The organism is Streptoalloteichus hindustanus, assembly GCF_900129375.1.
GTDB classification, from domain to species: domain Bacteria; phylum Actinomycetota; class Actinomycetes; order Mycobacteriales; family Pseudonocardiaceae; genus Streptoalloteichus; species Streptoalloteichus hindustanus.
This window is the reverse complement of record NZ_FQVN01000002.1, coordinates 455,489-473,115: the sequence shown is the minus strand read 5'-3', so window position 1 is coordinate 473,115 and position 17,627 is coordinate 455,489. Positions and strand designations below refer to the sequence as shown.

Sequence of the window (17,627 nt, the reverse complement as noted above, 5' to 3'; positions counted from 1 at the left end):
CCGCGGCCGGTCAGGTCAGGCGCTTGTCCGGCGCGGAGTTCCGCCGGCCGCCGCGCTCGTCCTTCCGGATGACCGAGAGGCGCCCGTCCGGTTCGATCTGCGCCCGCCACACGTCGGCCAACCGCGTGACACCCTGCTCCCGGAGCTGGCTGAACAGTTCGAGCTCGGTCAGCAGCTCCCTGGCCATGTTCTCCCGCACCAGCCGACCGTTGCGCACCAGCGGCAACGGACGCGGCTTGACGATCTTCTCCACGCGCGGGAACTTCCACGCGACCGCGTCGAGCAGCACCGCCCAGAACACGATCACCGACACGAGCAGCAGCCCGTCCGGCACCGCCTTGTAGTCGCCGGCCATGCCGTTCTGGGCCGCGTCGGCGAGCAGGACGATCACGAGCAGGTCGGTGATGGCCGTCGTGCCGGCCTGCCGCTTGAACACCAGCCGGAGCAGGAAGTAGATCACCAGGTACATCACGGTGCCCCGGATGACGATCTCCAGCAGTGGCGTGTCCGGGACGAACACACTCGACCAGTCCATGGCCAAGCGATTCCCCGCGCCGGGACCGTTGAAGCGGCTCCCCCGACGGGGGACACCCGACCAGGGATCGAACTCTGGGCGAACAGCTCGCAGTCGTGCGGTAAATCCTATTTCGCCCAAAGTTCGCCAACCATACGGTCGGGGGATGCTACGGCCCGACTACCCCATCGTCACGCCCCGCCTGTTACTCCGCCCGTTCGGCCTCGCCGACGTCGACGCGGTCCACGACATCTACTCCCGGCCGGAGGTAGTCCGCTACCTCCACGAGGACGTGCTGTCCGTGGACGACGCCCGCCGGGAGGTGACCAGGCGGGCCCGAATGAGCCGGATCGACCGCACCAGCCACCACCTGCGGCTCGCCGTGGTGCGCGACGACACCATGGAACTCATCGGTGACGTCCTGCTGGCGCGGATCAGCGTGCGGCACAGCCAGGGCGAGATCGGGTTCGTGCTCCACCCCGACCACCAGGGGCAGGGCTTCGCGTACGAGGCGGCCAGGGAGATGATGCGGCTCGGCTTCACCGAGCTGGGCCTGCGCCGGATCATCGGCCGCTGCGACGCCCGCAACACCGCCTCCGCCCGGGTGCTGGAGCGGCTGGGGATGCGCCAGGAGGCGTTGTTCCGGGAGAACGAGTTCGTCAAGGGCGAGTGGACCGACGAACTGCTGCTGGCCATCCTCGTCAACGAGTGGGCCGCGCGGGAGCCCGAGCCCGCCGTCTGAGGTGGCGCGTCGGGTGCCGACCCGAACGCCAGTGCGGTGAACGCGCTTCGGCCCGGCCGAGGTGGTCCCGGCCGGGCCGAAGTGCCCCTATCCCCTTGTCCCCCTCGTCGTGCGGCTTGGATCTGTCGTTCCCGGTCGCCGCATTCGCCCTCCCCCCGAAGGCCGACCGGTCTTTTATAGCACAGCCGTGTTAGAACGGCCACCAGGGGGTGACGTGACAATCAGTCGGACGGGTGAACGCGCACCTCGGTCGCGAGCCGGAGGTCCCTGGCCGACCGGCCGACCTCGACCCGGAACAGCCCGGGCTCGACGACCCACGCGCCCCGGGCCTCATCCCAGTGCTCGAAAGCGCGCGCGGGCACAGTGACCTCGACGGTGGACGCCTCGCCCGGCGGCAGGTCCACCGTCGCGAAACCGGCCAGCCAGCGGACCGGCCGCTCGACCGCGCTGCCGGGCCGGCTGAGGTGGACCTGCACGACCTCCCGGCCGGCCCGGTCACCGGTGTTGGCCACCTTCACCCGAACGGGGAGCCCCTGACCGGCGGGCATCGTGCTCGCCGACGACAGCGCCGAGTACTCCCACGTCGTGTAGCCGAGGCCGTGCCCGAAGCAGAACGCCGGGTCGACGCCCGCCCGGTCCCAGGCGCGGTAGCCGACGTGCAGCCCCTCCGCGTAGTCGAGTACCCCGTTGACCGGGCGCGAGGCCGGGATCGGCCCGCCGGGCACCGGCCAGGTGGTGGGCAGCCGCCCGCCCGGCTCGGCCGCGCCGAGCAACGCGTCCGCCAGCGCGTTGCCGAACTCCTGCCCCGGCAACCAGCTCACCAGGATCGCCGGCACCTCCTCGGCCCACGGCATCAGCACGGGACCACCGGAGTTGACCACGACGACGGTGCGGGGGTTCGCCGCGACGACCCGGCGGACGAGGTCGTCCTGGCGGCCCGGCAACGCGAGGCTGTCCCGGTCGACGCCCTCGATCTCGCTCTCGTCGGTGGTGCCCACGACCAGCACGACCGCGTCGGCCTCCCCGGCGACCGCGACGGCGTGCGCGATGGCGTCCTCGTCGGGCGCTGGCACCGGCTCGACGCCGAGCCGCAGGGTCACCAGACCGCCGAGCCACGCCGCGACCTCGTGCCGGGCCACGAGATCGACCTCGCCGGCTGGCAACGCGACCGCGACCTGCTTCTGCGGCGGCCGGGTCAGGCCCTCCAGGATGTCGGCTCCCGGCGGGAGAACGAGCCTCTCGTCAAACACGACCTCCCCGGCCACGGACAGCGAGTACCGGCCGAGACCCGCCAGACCCACGAGGTGCTCGCCGGCCCGCGCGACCCGCAGCCGGGAGCGCACCTCGATCACGTGGATGCGGGGAACCAGCTCGTCGGGCACGGTCGGAACGAACGTCCCGGCCCAGATGAGGTTGCCCTGCGTGCGGTGTTCCCTGGCCAGCTCGGCCCCTTGGGCGTCGAGGAACCGCACCAGGAGGCCCGGCTGGCCGGTCTCCGGGTTCGCCGACGTAGCAGACGAAACCGGCGTGAGGAGGTTGTTCGTCCGCACGCCCTGCGCGTGGTCCACCCGCACGCCATCGCCGAGCGCGGCTCGGAGACCGTCCAGTGGGGACACCGCGTACGCGGGGACGACGTTGGCGCTGCCGCCGCCCTGGATTCGGGCGATGCCCGCGTTCGGGCCGATCACGGCGACCCGCCGCAGCGCGTCCGCCCGCAGCGGAAGCATCTCGTTCTCGTTGCGCACCAGGACGAAGCTCGCCACCGCGGCGGACCGCAGCTCCTTCGCGATCTCCTCGGCGGTGACCACCGGGGCGGTGGCGTCGGGCTCATCCGGCGCGGCGACACCGTCCAGGCGGCCGACCCGGGCGGCGAGCAGGAGCAGGCGCAGCACCTTGTCGTCCACAGTGGACTCAGGTACCCGCCCCTCCCGGACCGCGGCGACCAGTCCGTCGACCCAGGGGCTCGCCGGGCCGGGCATCGCCAGGTCCAGCCCGCCCCGACCGGTGCCGTCGACGGACCGGGTGGCGAACCAGTCGGACATCACCAGGCCGTCGAAGCCCCACTCGCCCTTCAGCACCTCCCGCAACAACGGGTGCTCGGTCATGGTGGTGCCGTTGACCCGGTTGTAGGCGGCCATGACCGCCCACGGCCGTCCCTCCCGCACGATGGCCTCGAAGGGCGCGAGGTAGACCTCACGCAGGACGCGCTGGTCGACGCGCGCGTCGAGCGTCAACCGCTCGGTCTCGCTGTCGTTGGCCACGAAGTGCTTCACGGTGGCCGCGACACCGACGGACTGCACACCTCGGACGAAGGCCGCGCCGATCCGTCCACTGAGGAACGGATCTTCGCTGAGGCACTCGAAGTGCCGGCCGCCGTACGGGGTGCGGTGCAGGTTGACCGTGGGCGCGAGCAGGACGTCGACCCTCTTGCGCCGGGCCTCGGCGGCCAGCAGCCGGCCGAGCCGGTGGACGCGCCCCTCGTCCCACGTCGCGGCCAGGGCGGTCGGCGACGGCAGGCTGGCCGACGGGTCGCGCTCGTCGAACTTCGTGCCCCGCACCCCGGCCGGGCCGTCGGACAGGAGCAGGGACCGCAGCCCCACCGCCGGCTCCGGGTGCAGCGTCCAGGTGCTGGCCCCGGTGAGCAGCCGGACCTTCTGCTCCAGCGTCAGTTGGGCGAGCCGGTCCCGGAGGGACGACTCCGGAATGTTCTCCCGTGGTTCGGTCATGCGGTGCTGTTCTTCTTCAGGCACTGCTCTTCTTCAAGCACTGTTCTCCTTCAGCGGTGGCCCAGCACGTTGACCACCCGGCCGTTCGGGTCCCGGACGAAGAACCGCCGCACGCCCCACTCCTCGTCCCGCAAGGGGTGGACGATCTCGGCACCGCTGCGCCGCACGGCCTCGTAGGCCGCGTCGACGTCGTCCACCTCGATGCTCAGATCAGGGACGACCGGCGCGGTCTGGTCGTTGGCCATGAAGCTGACCTGCGCCGCCGGGCTGGACGGGGAGCCGAGCGTCATGATCCAGCCGTGGTTCATGACCTCCTCGAACCCCAGGAGGCCGTAGAACTCCCGGTTCTCCCGCACGGCCTCGGTCCGGATGTTGGGAACAACGCGACGAACAGCCATCGGCGACTCCAAACGAGAGCGAACGACACTTCCGCACTCACGGAAGTACCACCACGCGCCAGCCGCCCGCTAGTCGCAGCGGCATCCCAGCCGGCAGTGGGCGGGATCGGCGTAGGCGGCCAGAGTGCTCAACCGCCGCCGCTCGGCCGCGGCACGGCGGTCGACGCACTCCACGGCCTTCTCACGGCAGACGTCGCACTCCGGCCACAGCCGCTCCGGCGCGTCCACGTGGTAGGTCCTGGCCTCCGCCATCTGTCCACAGAAGACAGTCACGGGATCGCCGTCGGCGAGTTTGTCGCCGAGGTAGGCGTGTCGCTCGCCGGCGTGGGGCAACCAGGTGTGGCTGGGGAAGTCGAAGGCGGACATGCAACAACCTCGCATCACGGCGGGGAGACATCAGCGGGAGAACAGAGGCACCGGGAGAGGACGGCGGGGCCGGGGTTGCGGGGGCCGCGACGGAAGCCCCCGGCCCCGCCGTCCCGGAACCCGGCGCGCCCGGAGGGGACGCTCCTGGTCGCACCGGGGGTCTGGGGATCAGTCGGCGGATTGCCCAGCCGATTGCCCAGCCGATTGCCCAGCCGATTGCCCAGCGGGTTGCTCGGACGACACGCGCTTGCCCTTGGCGTGGGTTCTGACCTCCACCGCGCACAGCCGCCGAACCGGCTTGCCGCGTTCGTCGGGCAGCACGTACACGGTCACCAGCCACCGCGCGTTCGTGGTGAGCAGATCAGGGCGCCGGCGGAAGAATTCGTGGGCGAGGGCTTCCGCGTACGCCGGCGGACCGTCCCGGCAGAAGTAGAACCAGTCGTCATCGAGCCGCTCCTCGGAGTGAAGAACACGACGGCCGCGTTCGATTCGAACGTACCGAACCAGGTGCCAGTTCGGGGCGATCACGAGACACGTCCGAGACGCGCCGGAGACATGGGCCCCGTCGTGCCCAGGGTCGCGCCCAGGTCGGGCAGCGCCACGTTGATCCGGCGAAGGCGTACCAGTGCGTCCTCAACCCGCCGTCTGACCTGTCGGGACCGACGCGGCCGACGCACGTCGCCCCGCTTCAGCAGATCCGCCAAGGACAATCCACTTCTCTGCCCCCGCAACACATGTCGCGGCAGCGAAGCGCCCACCAACTGCTCAGGCCCCGGTCGCGCCATCACGAGAAGGAAGCCGCCCAGGCCACCAAGTGGAATCAGAGAACCGCCAGCAACGACACAGCTCACGGGAACGCCTCCTTGCGCACCGTCAGAAGTGGCCAGGCATCCGCAGTGGTTCCTTCGCTCTGAATCCGGACTGGGCATCTGCCGGCGGCCACCTAGGTGCACAGTAACTAGTGCACGTGCACCATTCCATGACTAGATCCGGTGAACGTGCACCGCCAACCGGGGGGTCTACAGTCGCCGCCATGCCTGCTACGCAGACACGGCGGAAGCGGCGAGTCGGCCGCGCCCTGAGCGAGCTGAGAGAGCGCTCGGGCCGCACAGCCGAAGAGGCCGCCGAGTTCCTCGGCTGCAGCCGCTCCACGATCACGCGCATCGAGAGCGGGCACGTGCTCTGTCGGCGGACCGAGCTGCTGGCACTGGCCGCCTTCTACGGCGCGACCGACGCTCGTCGCGCGGAGATCCTCGCTCGGTGGGAGGACGCCAAGGGTGACGCCACCCGCGTCATGGCCACAGGACGAGCTCCCCGGCAGCTCCGCGCTTTCCTCCATGCCGAAGCCGAGGCGAGCAGGAGCCAGGTCATCTCACCCCTCGTCGTGGACGGACTCCTCCAGACCGAGGAATACGCGCGAGCGGTCAACAGCGCGCCCAGCGGGTTTCGCGGCAGCGACGCCGACATCGAGCGAGCCGTGAAGTCTCGGCTGAACCGGCAACAGTTGCTGGTTGGACCGCATCCCCTTCAGCTGCACGTACTTCTGGACGAGGCTGCCATTCACCGCCAAGTAGGCGGCCCCGATGTCATGCTCGGTCAGCTGCAACGTCTACTCACCTTGCTTGAGCGCTCTCACATCACGCTTCAGGTGATCCCGATGAGGGCAGGCGCCTACGGCACCATGTCCGGTGGCGTGGTCATCCTGCATTTCGATGACCAGGAAGACCCTTCGGCCGCGTACGTCGAGTACCCCGGCGGAGGTGCCTGGGTGGAGGAGACCGAAGACGTGAGCCGCTTCGTCGCCACCTTCGACTCTGTTCGGGGCAGTGCCCTGTCACCAGCCGAGACGGCAGACCTCATCCGGGTTGCGATCAAGGAACTAGAGGGACGATGAGCAACGACCTCCATATGTGGCGAAAGTCCAGCCGGAGTGGGCAGGAGAATGCCTGCGTCGAAGTGGCCATGACGGAGTCGACCGTCGCCGTGCGCGACTCGAAGAACGCCGCCGGCCCGGCACTGGCGTTCACTCCAGCCGCCTTCTCCACGTTCGTCGCCACTGTGAAGGCCGGACAGCTCGACCTGAGCTGAGCGAACAGCAGAGCCTTGGAGGCCGAGAGCCTGCGACAATCATCGTCGATCGCATGACGCCCTCGGAGGAGGCCGCTATGACGTCAGGCTTCGCGTGGAGAAAATCCAGCCGGTCCGGTACGCAGACGTCCTGCGTCGAGGTCGCCGGTGCCGTGCCTGGTGTCGTGCCTGGGGCCACTGCCGTGCGTGACTCCAAGAACCCGGCCGGACCCGTGCTGATGTTCCCGCCGGCCGCCTTCGCCGCGTTCGTGAGTAGGGTGAAGTCCGGGCAGCTCGACCTGAGCTGAGCTCTGGGACAGCCGCCGGCGGGGATCTCCGGACCCCGCCGGTGCGCTCGGCCCTGGCTGCCGGTGATCACGCGGCAGCGCGCCGCTGTGGCACTTTTCCTTGTAGCAGCACAAAAATGTGGCGGACAAGGCAGCCCGGCCTTCAGTGCCCCGAGATCGAGGCGCTGCGCCCGGCGTCCTGAGATCTGCCCGTTTTGGACCCCCGACTGGACACGCGCCTCGCCCTCCGAGGACTCCGTTTCAGCGCAACGAGATCAGTTCTGCGTAGCGGCTGAACCCAGCTCGCGGACCGCACCTCCTGTAAACAGCGCACTACCTTGACGGTGCGGGTACCATGCATGACATGGAAGCCCTGGCGGACCTACGTCGCTCGGTGCTCGACTACTGCGTTCTGATCCTGCTGAGGGAGCAGGAACGCTACGGCTACGAGCTGGTTTCCCTACTCACCCAGCACGGGATGGTCACCAGCGAGGGCACGATCTACCCGCTGCTGGCGCGGCTGCGCCGGCAGGGCCTGATCGACTCGACATGGCGAGAGTCCGTTGCTGGCCCCCCTCGTCGCTATCACCGCCTGACCGATGACGGAATCGCCGCCGCAATACGCTTCCTCGCTGACTGGCGCACCTTCCGCGCTGCCCTGGACGCCTTCATCGACACTCCCGGGAGCCCCTCGTGAGCCATCTCGATCATCCACTGGTGATGGACTACCTGGACCGGTTGACGGCGGCGGCGCGGGTCCTGCCCTCCTCACGTCGCTCGGAACTCATCGTGGAGATCCGCAGTCACCTCACCGACACGATGGCGAACATCACCAGTCCCAGCGAGGCAAAAATCCGTCAAGCCTTGGATCGCATCGGCGACCCCGAGGAGATCGTGAGCGCAGAGCGCCACACTATGACCGAGACGCGTCCTGGCATGCTCTCCGATGCGCTCAGGTCCACCGACTACATAGGACTCGCGTTGATCATCGCGGGCGGGGCAGCGCTCCCCCCATTGGGCTATCTGGCTGGATGTGCTCTCGTGGGTGTCTCCCGCCGGTTCCCGTTGTTCGCACGGATCCTGCTGGCCTGGGTGCCGGCGCTGGTGTCCATCGCGCTGTCCGCTCGCTGGGTGAGCGAGCAGGGCTGGCCCGGTCTCACTAGCCTGGGCCAACACGGCGGAACCCTGCTGGGCGGAGTGAAGGACCTGCTGTCGCTCGGGGTCGCCTTTGCCCCCTTCACCCTGGTCCAGGCTGGTCTTCTGGTACTCGTCCGCCAGTGGTGGGCACACCGTTCGCACGGCTGACCGGAAGACCAAAAAGTGCGGGCCGGACACCCGCGATGTGCCCGCCCCCCACGGCTGTTGTCCCTCGTGTATCAGCAGGGCTGCTGCTGGCATGCGGAGTTCGGGCCTTCGGCTGTTGAGGCTCGCCCGAGGCCGCCCTCGGCGAACACCGCGTCAGCGCAACGAGATCAGGCCCGCGTCGCGTCGACGAGGTCGGAGGCGGACGCGCCGTCCAGCGTCTCCCGGATGATGTCGGCGTGGCCCGCGTGCCGCGCGACCTCCTGGATGACGTGCAGGAGAATCCAGCGCGCCGACCGCGCCTCGTTCTGGAAGGCGGGCCTCGCCGGCAGCGGCACGACCCGGTCGAGGTCGGGGAGGGCATTGACGATTTCCTCGGTCTCCCGGGCCCGCTGCTCGTAGGCGGCGAGCAGCCCGGCCAGGGTCTCGCCCTCCTCCATCCGGAACTGCCGGGGCCAGGTCTCCGGTGTCTGCGGGTCGGTGTTCGGCTGGCCGTCCAGGACCACCTGGATCCAGAACCACTCCATCCTGGTGAGGTGCTTGACCAGACCACCGATCGACAGGGAGCTGGCGCTGGGCGCGGACGCGGCCTGCTCGTCGGTGAGCCCGTGCGCGGCGCGGCGCACAGCGTCCCGTTGCTCCGCCAGGAACGTCAGAAGGCCGTCCCGCTCGTCGCTGACCGCGCGAACCACAGTCGACATGATGCCCACCCTCTCGTCGTCCTCGATGGCGGACGTCATCCTGCGCGAGGGGTGCGGCGGTTTCCAAAGGCCGTGGTCCGCCGCGGTTTTCCGGGCTGCGGTCCCGACACGGGTTGACGGGGAGGCGTAGATTCGAGGTGTGCGCCTCCTCGTCGCGCTCGGCGGTCTCCGTGTCGCGCTCGCGGTGCTGACCGCGATCACCGCGCTGTACATGGGTTTGGTGGCCCTGAACAACATCACCGATTACGGGACGAACCGGGCGTTCGTGGAGCACGTGTTCGCGATGGACACGACGTTCCGCTCGCCCAACACGATGTGGCGGGCCATCACCGACCAGGGCGTGGTGACCGCCGCGTACGTCGCGATCATCGCGTGGGAGGCGCTGACCGCGCTCGTCCTCGTCGGCGCGCTCGTCGCGTGGGTGCGCGCGCTCGCCGGCCGGGGTGGGACCGAGGTCGCCCGGCGGTTGTCGAGCTGCGGTTGGGCCATGCAGGCGCTGCTGTTCGGCGGCGGGTTCATCGCCGTCGGCGGTGAGTGGTTCCTGATGTGGCAGTCGTCGAAGTGGAACGGGTTGCAGCCGGCCCTGCAGAACTTCCTCATCGCCTCGGTCGGGCTCGTGCTGGTCCACCTGCATCGGTCGGCGGACCAGCGAGCGCTGTCGTCGGGGCGGTCGTCAGGGGCGTCGTAGCTCCTGGTAGAGCTGGCGCGGGTCGTGGGAGAACGCGGCTCCGCGCGCGCAGGCGCGCTCGGCGTCCTGCCGCAGGCGACCGAAGACGTCCGGGGACAGCTCCGGGTCGTTGATCCCCTCGGCCCGCAACCACTCCAGGAACTCCTCCCAGCCCTCCCAGCGGCGCACCGCCAGGACGTGCTCGACGTCGCGGTGGTCGTAGTCGCGAGGCGGGACGTACGGGCGTCCCGCGCCGGGCTGCTCGGCCATCTCCACGTCTCCCGGCTACCCGTGGGCTGCGCCGAGAAACAACACCTTGTGACAACCAACGGGTTGGTTGGTCACCCCAGGTCGCTGTGGAGCGGCGGTGTCGGCCGGGAGCCACCCGAAAGTGGGGCACGGGCGGGGTACCCCAGCTCCGAGCCGTGCGGAACGGGGGCGGTCAGAGTCCGGGGGCCACACCATGCGCCAGCAGCGGATCAGGACACCGGTGACGCTCGACGGGCGACTGGGGCCGGCGAGCCGGCACCCCAGCATGGCCGACCCGGCCTACCTCGCCCGGCGGCGGGCGCTGGGCGAGCTGGCACGCGACCACCAGGTCGGCGCGCCCTCCCCGCTCGTGGCGTACAGCGACCTCGAACACCGGACCTGGGGTGTCGTCCACCGGGCGCTGGTCCACGAGCAGCGGAAGCACGCCTGCCGCGAGGTGGTGGACGTGGTCGACGCGCTCGACCTGCCCGACGACCACGTGCCCCAGCACGGCGAGGTGAGCGCGCGGCTCGGCCGGCTGACCGGCTTCCGCCTGACCCTGGCCGGCGGCGTGGTCGACACCCGCCGCTTCCTCGGCTCCATGCTGGACGGCTACTTCCACGCCGTGCAGTACCTGCGCCACCCGGCCGTCCCGTTCTACACCCCCGAGCCCGACGTGCTCCACGACCTGGTCGGGCACGGCACCCAGCTCGCCACGCCCCGCCTCGCCGAGCTGTACCGGGTGATCGGGCGGACGGCGCGGCGGTTGCGCACGACGGAGGCGGTCGAGCTGATCAGCCGGATCTTCTGGTTCACGCTGGAGTACGGCGTGGTGCGGGAGAACGGGGACCTCCGGGCGTACGGCGCGGCGCTGCTGTCCTCCTCCGGGGAGATCGAGTGCTTCCGGGGCGCGGAGATCCGACCGCTCGACATCCGGATGATGGCCAACACCCACTACGAGATCAACGGCTACCAGCCGGTCCTGTACCGGGCGGAGTCGATGGACCACCTCACCGACACGCTGACCGCCTTCTTCGACGGCATGGACGACGAGACTCCCGCCCGCCTCGCGCGGTGGCCCGGCCGCCCGTGAGGCGTGGTGGGGTCGACGCGCGGTCGACCCCACCACGCCCCGGTCCGACCCAATTCCTCCATTGTGGACGAAGTTGGGTCTACTGTGGACTGATCAGGCCATCGGGACGGCCTGGAGGACCGGCCGCTGCGCGGTCAGGTCTCCGTCGCCGGCCGGGATGGGAATCTCGAAGTGGACGGTCTGGTACCGGGTCGGGTCGTCGTTGCGGGCGTCGTGCACCTCCGTGGCCACCGACCGCCAGAACGGCTCCGCGCCGTCGATCCTGGTGTCGGTGTGCAGGTAGATGGCCCGGTAGCCGGGGGTCGCGGCGACGAACCGCCGGGCCATCTCGACCATCGCGCGCGCGAGCCCGTGCCGTCGGTGCTCCCGGCGCACGTACACGCGGAACAGTTGGGCGGTGGTGTCCGCCGGGTAGCGCTCGACCAACTCCCGTGGGTGCGGGGGGCTCTTCGGCGCGGCGGCGCGCACCGCCGTCGTGCCCACCACCTCGTCGCCCCTGGTGGCGACGAACAGGGCGTGGCGGGGAGAGCGCAGGTAGACGCCGTCCAGATCCACGACGTCCCAGTGCCAGCCCGGCTGGTAGCCGTAGCCGAACTCGCGGTAGAAGGTGTCGAGCATGACGCTGCGCGCGCCCTCGACGTGCTGGGGACCGGCCATCTGGACGTCGTAGTCCCCGATGGCGCGGAAGTACTCGGTCAACGTTCTCCTCGGGTGCGGATTTCCTTGTGCGAGGCGGTGATCTCACCGCGCGATCAGCTCGTCGGGCTCCCGTTCGGGCGCCCCGAGCAGGGCGCGGGTCACCGGGTGGGTGGGCGTGGCCAACACCTCGGCCACCGGACCACGTTCCACGACGTGGCCGGCGTCGAGGACGACCACCTGGTCGGCCAACCGCGCGACCACGCCCATGTCGTGGCTGATCAACACCAGTGTCCCGGCGGTGGTCGCCCTCAGCTCCGCGAGCAGGTCCAGAATCCCCTGTTGGGTGAGGGTGTCCAGACCCGAGGTGATCTCGTCGCAGAGCAGAACCCCCGGCCGGGCGAGCAGGGCCCTGGCCAGCGCGGCGCGTTGGAGCTCCCCACCGGACAACCGGTGCGGGCCCCGCCGGGCGTGTTCCTCGCCCAGTCCGACGCGCCGCAACACCGCCATCGCCGCCTCGGCCGCGTCGGCCGGCCGCGATCCGTGCAGGCGCACGGCGGTCCGGCTGATCTGGTCGAGGACGGAGCGGTGCTGGTCGAAGGACCCCCGCGCGTCCTGGAAAACGTACTGGACGGACGCGAGGTCGGTGCGGCTGCGGCGGCGGAGTGAGGGCGCGAGCGCCCGGTTGTCCACGCTGACAACGCCACTGGTCGCGGTGTGCAGACCGGCGATGCAGCGGGCCAGAGTGGTTTTCCCACTGCCCGAACGACCGACGACGGCGACGCACTCCCCCGCCGCGACGGTCAGATCCACGTGGTGCAGTGCGATCCTGCGCCTCCGCCCGGAACCGTGGTGCGCCACCAGGGATTCCACGCGAAGACGTCCGGTGTCCTGTGAGGTCCCGTCCTCCCGGTCGTCCGTCGGGTCGGTCGGTTCGACGGCCACGCGCGGCTGGGCTGCCACGAGCGCGCGCGTGTACTCGTTGTCCGGCTGGGAAAGCACGCGGTCGGTCGGCCCGCTCTCGACGGGAACCCCCGAGCGCAACACGACGACGTGGTCGGCCAGGGCCCGCACGACGTCGAGGTCGTGGCTCAGCAACAGGATCGCGATCCCGTCGGCGGCCAGCGCGCGGAGCTCGTCGACGACCTCGGCCCGGGTGACGGCGTCCTGCCCGGTGGTGGGCTCGTCGGCCACGAGTACGGCGGGGTTCGCGACGAGCGCTTGGGCGAGGACCACGCGTTGTTGCTGCCCGCCGGAGAGCTGGTGGGGGTAGCGGCGGAGCAGGTCGCGGTCGGCGGGCAGTTGGGCCCGGCGCAGCGCGTCCGCGACGAGCGCGTTCACCATGTCCCGCCTGGCTTTCCGCGACCGGGGTGGGTCCGGCAGGTGCCGCTCGGCGATCTCCCGCAGGACACCGCCGACCCGGCGCACCGGGTTGAGCACCGACGCCGGGTGCTGGGGCACGTACGCGACCGCGCCCGGCCTCGGCGGCCGGTCCGGGCCGACCTCCCGGCCGGCGACCGTGATCTCTCCCGAAACCGTGACGCCGGGCGGTGTCTCACCGAGCACGGCGAGGCCGGTGGTCGTCTTCCCGCTGCCCGACGCGCCGACCAGGGCGAGCACCCGACCCGCCCGCAGCTCCAGCGACAGGCCGTCGACCAGCCGACGGCGGCCCACCTCGGCCACGAGGTCCCGCACCCGCACGACAACCTCGGTCACGACGCGGCTCCCCGGAGGTCGGATCGGGACCGCGCCGCCAGAACGCGGTCGAACAACAGGTTCACGCCGACGGACAGGGCGACGATCAGCAGCGCCGGCGCGATGACCGCCCACGGCTGGACGAACAGCCCCGGTCGGTTCCGGTCGACCATGACCGCCCAGTCGCTGGCGTCGGGTGGCACGCCCACGCCGAGGAAACTCGCCGAGGCCACCAGGTAGAGCGCGCCGGTGAACCGGGTTCCCAGGTCGGCGGCCAGCGTGCGGAGCATGCTCCTGGCCACGTAGCCGACGGTGATCCGCCACCATCCCTCGCCCTGCAACCGCATCGCCTCGACCGCCGGCCGGCTGCCGATCTCCAGGGCGGCGGCGCGCACGATCCGCGTGAGCCCCGGCAGGTTCAGCAACGCGACGATCCCGACGAGGGTCAGCGACCCCGAGGGCGCGATGGTGGCCAGCAACAGGAGCAACAACAGGGACGGCAACGCCAGCACCACGTCCAGTGGGCGCATCAGCAGCTCGTCGACGAAGCGCCGTCGGCCCAGCGCGGCGGCGATGCCCCACGGCACGGCCACCACGTAGGCCAGCGCCGTGGCCAGCAACGCGACCAGGAGAACCGTGCGGCCACCCAACAGAACCTGCTGCCAGACGTCCCTGCCGACGAAGTCCGTCCCCAGTGGATGGTCGGCGCCCGAGCTGAAGGCGCGCTTCCTCGTGGGCGAACCGTCGACCAGCCAGGGGCCGGCGATGGCCAGCAGCAACGGCACCCCGGTCAACACGATCCCGGCGGTCCACCGCAACCAGCGGGTCATCGCACCACCTCCGTGCGCGGCGAGAGCCGGAAGCTCACGATGTCGGCCACGAGGTTCACGAGCACGGTGGTGACCGCGAAGAACACCACCAACCCCTGCACCACCGGCAGGTCCCTGGCGGCGACGGCGTCCACCAACGTCGTGCCCAGCCCGGGGATGACGAACACCGCCTCCACCACGATCACGCCGCCCAGCAACCAGTCCGTGGTGTGGGCGAGCTGGGGCACCGCGGCGGCCACGGCGTTGGGCAGGGCGTGCCGGAGGCGGACCCGGCCCGGCGACAGGCCGAGCCGACGCGCGTGCCGCACGTAGTCCGCGTGCAACGCCTCGATCATCCCGGCCCGCACCAGCCGGCTGATGGAGCAGATGGGCCGGGCCAACAACACGACCAGCGGCAGCACGAGCACCGCGGGCTGGCGCAACAGGTTGTCGCCCACGCCCACCGCCGTCGGCGGCAACCACCGCAGCTGCACGCCGAACACCGCCACGAGCACGATCGCCAGGGCGAACTCCGGAATGGCGTGCAGGCCAACGCTCACCGTCGTCACCGCGCGGTCCAGCGGGCTGCCCTCCCTGACCGCCGCGACCACCCCGAGCAGCACCGCGACCGGGACCAGCACCAGCAACGTGAGCGCCGCCAGCAACATCGTCGGCGCGAGCCCGTCGGTCAGGAACGCCGTCACCGGGCGCTGCGAGACCAGCGACACCCCGAGGTCGAACCGGAACAGGCCGCCCAGCCAGTCCGCGAACCGCTCGGCCAGCGGCTGGTCGAGCCGCATGACGCGGCGGATCTGCTCGATCCGGGCCGGGTCGGGGTTGTCGCCGGCCAGCGCGACCGCCGCGTCGCCGGGCAACGCCTCGGTGAGCAGGAAGACCGCGGTGGCCACGGCGAACACCTGGAGCACGCCGACGAGCAGCCGCCGCAGGGCGTAGCGTCCCGGGCTCAACCCAGCCACACCTTGTCGAAGCGGGCCCAGTCCAGCGTGTTGGCCGGGGCCTTGGCCACCCCGCCGACGCGCGGCGCCACCGCGACGAGCCAGTCGGCGAAGCCCCAGATCAGGAAACCTCCCTCGGCGTGCTGCATGCGCTGCATGTCCAGGTAGACCTGCCGTCGCGCTGCTTCGTCCTTTGTGGACACCGCCTTGTCGTAGAGCGCGTCGAACTCCGGCCGCGCCCACTTGGTGACATTGGTGGTCGACGTGCTGAGCAGCCGCTGCGAGATGTGCGTCTCGATGGGCATCGCGCCCGAGCGGTAGCTGGACAGCGAGCCGTTGTTGAGGGTGTCCGCCCAGAAGCTGTCCTTGTTGCCGACGGCGACGTCGATCTGGAGCCCGATCTGCCGGGCCTGGTCGGCGAACACGCTGGCCGACTCGATGAAGCCGGCGGCGGCGCCCGAGGTGTCCAGCTTGACCCGCAGCCCCTCCGCGCCGGCCTTGCGCACCAACGCCCGCGCCCGGTCCAGGTCCCGGTTCCGCTGCGGGATCTGGTCGGCGTAGTACTGGTATCCCTTGCCGAACAGGTCGTTGCCGACCTGGCCCGCACCGGAGAGGGTCGTCTCGACGAGTTGTTGGCGGTCGGCGAGCAGGAACATGGCCTCCCGCAGGTCCCGGTTGTCGAACGGCGGGCGGTCCAGCTTCATCGTGAACGCCTGCATGCCGCTGTTGGGCGAGCGGACGATCGTCAGCCGGTCGCTGTGCTCGTAGCTGCGGGCGGTGGTGGGCGTCAGGTCGTGCGCGTACTCGACCTGTCCGCCCAGCAACGCGTTGACACGCGCCGACTCGTCGTTGCTGATCAGGAACTCCAGCTCGTCCAGGTGCGGCGCGCCCTCCCAGTAGTTCGGGTTGCGGCGCAACAACAACGACCGGCCGGGCTCGAACGAGACGAAGGTGAACGGACCCGATCCCACGGGCTTGGCGAAGTCCTCGGCGCCCTCGGGGACGATGTACGCGCCGAAGGCGGCCAGCACGTTGGGGAACTCGACGAACGGCCGGTGGAGCGCGAACTCCACCGTCCGGTCGTCGACGACCCGGCTCTTGGCCAGGTCGATGACGGCCAGGCTCGACTTGGCCCGGAACGCGCGCTTCGGGTCGAGGATGCGGGCGTAGCTGGCGAGCACGTCGGCGGCGCGGACGGGACGGCCGTCGTGGAAAGCCGCCTGGCGCACCGTGATCCGCCATCTGGTCAGGTCGCCGTTCGGCTCCCATCTCTCGGCGAGGCGGGGCACCGGGGCGACGTCGTTGCCGAGGTCGGCCAGCTTGTCGAACATCGCCTTGGCACGCGACGCCTCGACGAAGAGGTTGGCCATGTGCGGGTCGAGAACCTCCTTGGCCCCACCGCCGGCGAAGGCGGCGCGCAGCCGGCCGCCGGAGCGGGGCTGGCCCGGTCCCGCCCCCTGCGATCCCCCGGCGCAGCCGGCGAGCGCGAACGCGGAGGCGGCCGCCGCGAGGCCGAGGAAACCCCGACGGCTCAACGGGACGGGATCTCTCGACGGACGGGCGGCGACGCGGGCGGAGCGCAGGGGGAACATGGATCACTTCCTTCGGGGCGGCGGGTGGGGTCACGCGCGCAGGCGCGCGACGACGTGCAGGCGGTCGGCAGACAGGGCGGTGGACAGTTCGGCGTCGGCACTCCACGGTCGGTCGGTGCGGGGACCGGGCTGGTCGAACATCGCCAGCACCTCGAACCCGGCGAGGGACAGGAAGTGGCGGAGTTCCTGGGGGAACAGCAGCCGCCACGCGGAGTTCTGGTGCAGCGGCTCGACGCAGCCGGGCCACTCCCACACGCGGTGCCGGCGCAGGAGTTGTTCGGCGTGGTCGATCCACAGCGTCGTGCGCGACGTGTAGGTGACCCCGTCCCACGTGACGCTCCGGGTGCTGGTGCCGTCCAGCAGCTCCGTGTTCCCCAGGAAGAAGGCGCCGTTGCGCATCTCGGCGACGAGCAGTCCGCCCGGCGTCAGGTGCTCGCGGCAGCGGTCGAGGAACGCGGACAGCTCCTCGTTGCGGTGGCAGTAGAGGAAGGCGCTGTCCAGGCAGGTGACGGCGTCGAACCGCCGGCCGAGCCGGAAGGAGCGCATGTCGCCGTGCTCGAACCGCACCGCGGGGTGCCGCTCCCTGGCGTGGGAGAGCATCCGCTCGGAGAGGTCCAGGCCGGTGACGGTGTAGCCGAGGGACGCCAGGTGGCCGGCGTCCCTGCCCGTGCCACAGCCGATGTCCACAATGGACTTTCCACCGCCGAACCGGCGGAGGACGTCGTGGACGAAGCGGGCCGCGCGGTGGTCGGGGTCGGGAAACTGGTGCTCGTAGAGCTCCGGGTTGTCAGTGAGCAGATTTTGGCTGACGATCGCGGGTTCCACAA

At 70.7% G+C, this 17,627-nt stretch carries 21 protein-coding genes; 8 read left to right on the top strand and 13 right to left on the bottom strand.

The window, feature by feature from the left end; genetic code table 11:
- Positions 1-10: 10 nt before the first annotated feature.
- Entirely contained in the window at positions 11-535 is a 525-nt protein-coding gene (locus tag BUE43_RS07620) for a DUF421 domain-containing protein (protein ID WP_073480661.1), read from the bottom strand.
- A 145-nt stretch (positions 536-680) separates the two neighbouring features.
- Here BUE43_RS07620 and BUE43_RS07615 point away from each other — a divergent pair, with 145 nt between their 5' ends.
- A complete protein-coding gene (locus BUE43_RS07615; RefSeq protein WP_073480660.1) occupies positions 681-1,256 on the top strand; it encodes a GNAT family N-acetyltransferase in 576 nt (191 codons plus the stop codon).
- A gap of 221 nt (positions 1,257-1,477) precedes the next feature.
- On the opposite strand, the gene BUE43_RS07610 is transcribed toward BUE43_RS07615, so the two are convergent.
- The 4 genes from BUE43_RS07610 to BUE43_RS07595 all read right to left on the bottom strand — a co-directional run bounded on the left by BUE43_RS07610 (position 1,478) and on the right by BUE43_RS07595 (position 5,274).
- Positions 1,478-3,982, bottom strand: a complete 2,505-nt coding sequence (locus BUE43_RS07610; protein ID WP_073480659.1) for a beta-glucosidase family protein — start codon at positions 3,980-3,982, stop codon at positions 1,478-1,480.
- Positions 3,983-4,032: 50 nt separating this feature from the next.
- A complete protein-coding gene (locus BUE43_RS07605; protein WP_073480658.1) occupies positions 4,033-4,380 on the bottom strand; it encodes a VOC family protein in 348 nt (115 codons plus the stop codon).
- Positions 4,381-4,449: 69 nt separating this feature from the next.
- Positions 4,450-4,746 (bottom strand): HC3 family zinc finger protein, encoded by a 297-nt coding sequence (locus BUE43_RS07600; protein WP_073480657.1) that lies wholly within the window; start codon positions 4,744-4,746, stop codon positions 4,450-4,452.
- A gap of 168 nt (positions 4,747-4,914) precedes the next feature.
- Positions 4,915-5,274: a hypothetical protein gene (locus tag BUE43_RS07595; RefSeq protein ID WP_073480656.1), complete on the bottom strand. Its 360-nt coding sequence runs from the start codon at positions 5,272-5,274 to the stop codon at positions 4,915-4,917.
- Between the two features lie 505 nt (positions 5,275-5,779).
- Here BUE43_RS07595 and BUE43_RS07590 point away from each other — a divergent pair.
- The 5 genes from BUE43_RS07590 (at position 5,780) to BUE43_RS07570 (ending at position 8,405) form a co-directional block, all read left to right on the top strand.
- Positions 5,780-6,640: a helix-turn-helix domain-containing protein gene (locus tag BUE43_RS07590; RefSeq protein WP_073480655.1), complete on the top strand. Its 861-nt coding sequence runs from the start codon at positions 5,780-5,782 to the stop codon at positions 6,638-6,640.
- Positions 6,637-6,834 carry a DUF397 domain-containing protein gene (locus BUE43_RS07585; protein ID WP_200797405.1) on the top strand — a complete coding sequence of 66 codons (198 nt, stop codon included), beginning with the start codon at positions 6,637-6,639 and terminating at the stop codon, positions 6,832-6,834. Before BUE43_RS07590 ends, BUE43_RS07585 begins: the two co-directional genes overlap by 4 nt.
- A 53-nt stretch (positions 6,835-6,887) precedes the next feature.
- On the top strand, positions 6,888-7,121 hold the full coding sequence (locus tag BUE43_RS07580) for a DUF397 domain-containing protein (RefSeq protein ID WP_143174013.1): 234 nt from the start codon (positions 6,888-6,890) through the stop codon (positions 7,119-7,121).
- Positions 7,122-7,464: 343 nt separating this feature from the next.
- Entirely contained in the window at positions 7,465-7,797 is a 333-nt protein-coding gene (locus BUE43_RS07575) for a PadR family transcriptional regulator (RefSeq protein WP_234995593.1), read from the top strand.
- Entirely contained in the window at positions 7,794-8,405 is a 612-nt protein-coding gene (locus BUE43_RS07570; RefSeq protein WP_143174012.1) for an HAAS signaling domain-containing protein, read from the top strand. Before BUE43_RS07575 ends, BUE43_RS07570 begins: the two co-directional genes overlap by 4 nt.
- A 167-nt stretch (positions 8,406-8,572) precedes the next feature.
- Here the strand turns inward: BUE43_RS07570 and BUE43_RS07565 are convergent, their stop codons facing one another.
- Positions 8,573-9,103: a DinB family protein gene (locus tag BUE43_RS07565; RefSeq protein ID WP_073480980.1), complete on the bottom strand. Its 531-nt coding sequence runs from the start codon at positions 9,101-9,103 to the stop codon at positions 8,573-8,575.
- Positions 9,104-9,242: 139 nt separating this feature from the next.
- On the opposite strand from BUE43_RS07565, the gene BUE43_RS07560 reads away from it, so the two are divergent.
- On the top strand, positions 9,243-9,791 hold the full coding sequence (locus BUE43_RS07560) for a DUF2165 domain-containing protein (protein ID WP_073480652.1): 549 nt from the start codon (positions 9,243-9,245) through the stop codon (positions 9,789-9,791).
- Here BUE43_RS07560 and BUE43_RS07555 read toward each other — a convergent pair.
- The gene (locus BUE43_RS07555; RefSeq protein WP_143174011.1) at positions 9,777-10,040 is read right to left on the bottom strand and encodes a hypothetical protein; all 264 of its coding nucleotides are present in this window, start codon (positions 10,038-10,040) and stop codon (positions 9,777-9,779) included. The two genes, BUE43_RS07560 and BUE43_RS07555, sit on opposite strands and share 15 nt — an antisense overlap.
- Positions 10,041-10,233: 193 nt before the next feature.
- Here BUE43_RS07555 and BUE43_RS07550 point away from each other — a divergent pair, with 193 nt between their 5' ends.
- The gene (locus tag BUE43_RS07550; protein WP_073480650.1) at positions 10,234-11,112 is read left to right on the top strand and encodes a phenylalanine 4-monooxygenase; all 879 of its coding nucleotides are present in this window, start codon (positions 10,234-10,236) and stop codon (positions 11,110-11,112) included.
- A 93-nt stretch (positions 11,113-11,205) separates the two neighbouring features.
- On the opposite strand, the gene BUE43_RS07545 is transcribed toward BUE43_RS07550, so the two are convergent.
- From BUE43_RS07545 to BUE43_RS07520, 6 genes are read right to left on the bottom strand one after another with little or no spacing between them, the layout of a single operon-like run.
- Positions 11,206-11,811, bottom strand: a complete 606-nt coding sequence (locus tag BUE43_RS07545) for a GNAT family N-acetyltransferase (protein WP_234995592.1) — start codon at positions 11,809-11,811, stop codon at positions 11,206-11,208.
- Between the two features lie 42 nt (positions 11,812-11,853).
- Entirely contained in the window at positions 11,854-13,464 is a 1,611-nt protein-coding gene (locus BUE43_RS07540; protein ID WP_073480649.1) for an ABC transporter ATP-binding protein, read from the bottom strand.
- Positions 13,461-14,273 (bottom strand): ABC transporter permease, encoded by an 813-nt coding sequence (locus BUE43_RS07535; protein WP_073480648.1) that lies wholly within the window; start codon positions 14,271-14,273, stop codon positions 13,461-13,463. Before BUE43_RS07535 ends, BUE43_RS07540 begins: the two co-directional genes overlap by 4 nt.
- Entirely contained in the window at positions 14,270-15,229 is a 960-nt protein-coding gene (locus BUE43_RS34985) for an ABC transporter permease (protein WP_234995591.1), read from the bottom strand. Before BUE43_RS34985 ends, BUE43_RS07535 begins: the two co-directional genes overlap by 4 nt.
- Complete coding sequence (locus BUE43_RS34980; RefSeq protein ID WP_073480646.1) at positions 15,217-16,800, bottom strand: ABC transporter substrate-binding protein; 1,584 nt, start codon at positions 16,798-16,800, stop codon at positions 15,217-15,219. Before BUE43_RS34980 ends, BUE43_RS34985 begins: the two co-directional genes overlap by 13 nt.
- Before the next feature lie 30 nt (positions 16,801-16,830).
- A complete protein-coding gene (locus BUE43_RS07520; protein WP_200797404.1) occupies positions 16,831-17,625 on the bottom strand; it encodes a class I SAM-dependent DNA methyltransferase in 795 nt (264 codons plus the stop codon).
- Positions 17,626-17,627: the final 2 nt, after the last annotated feature.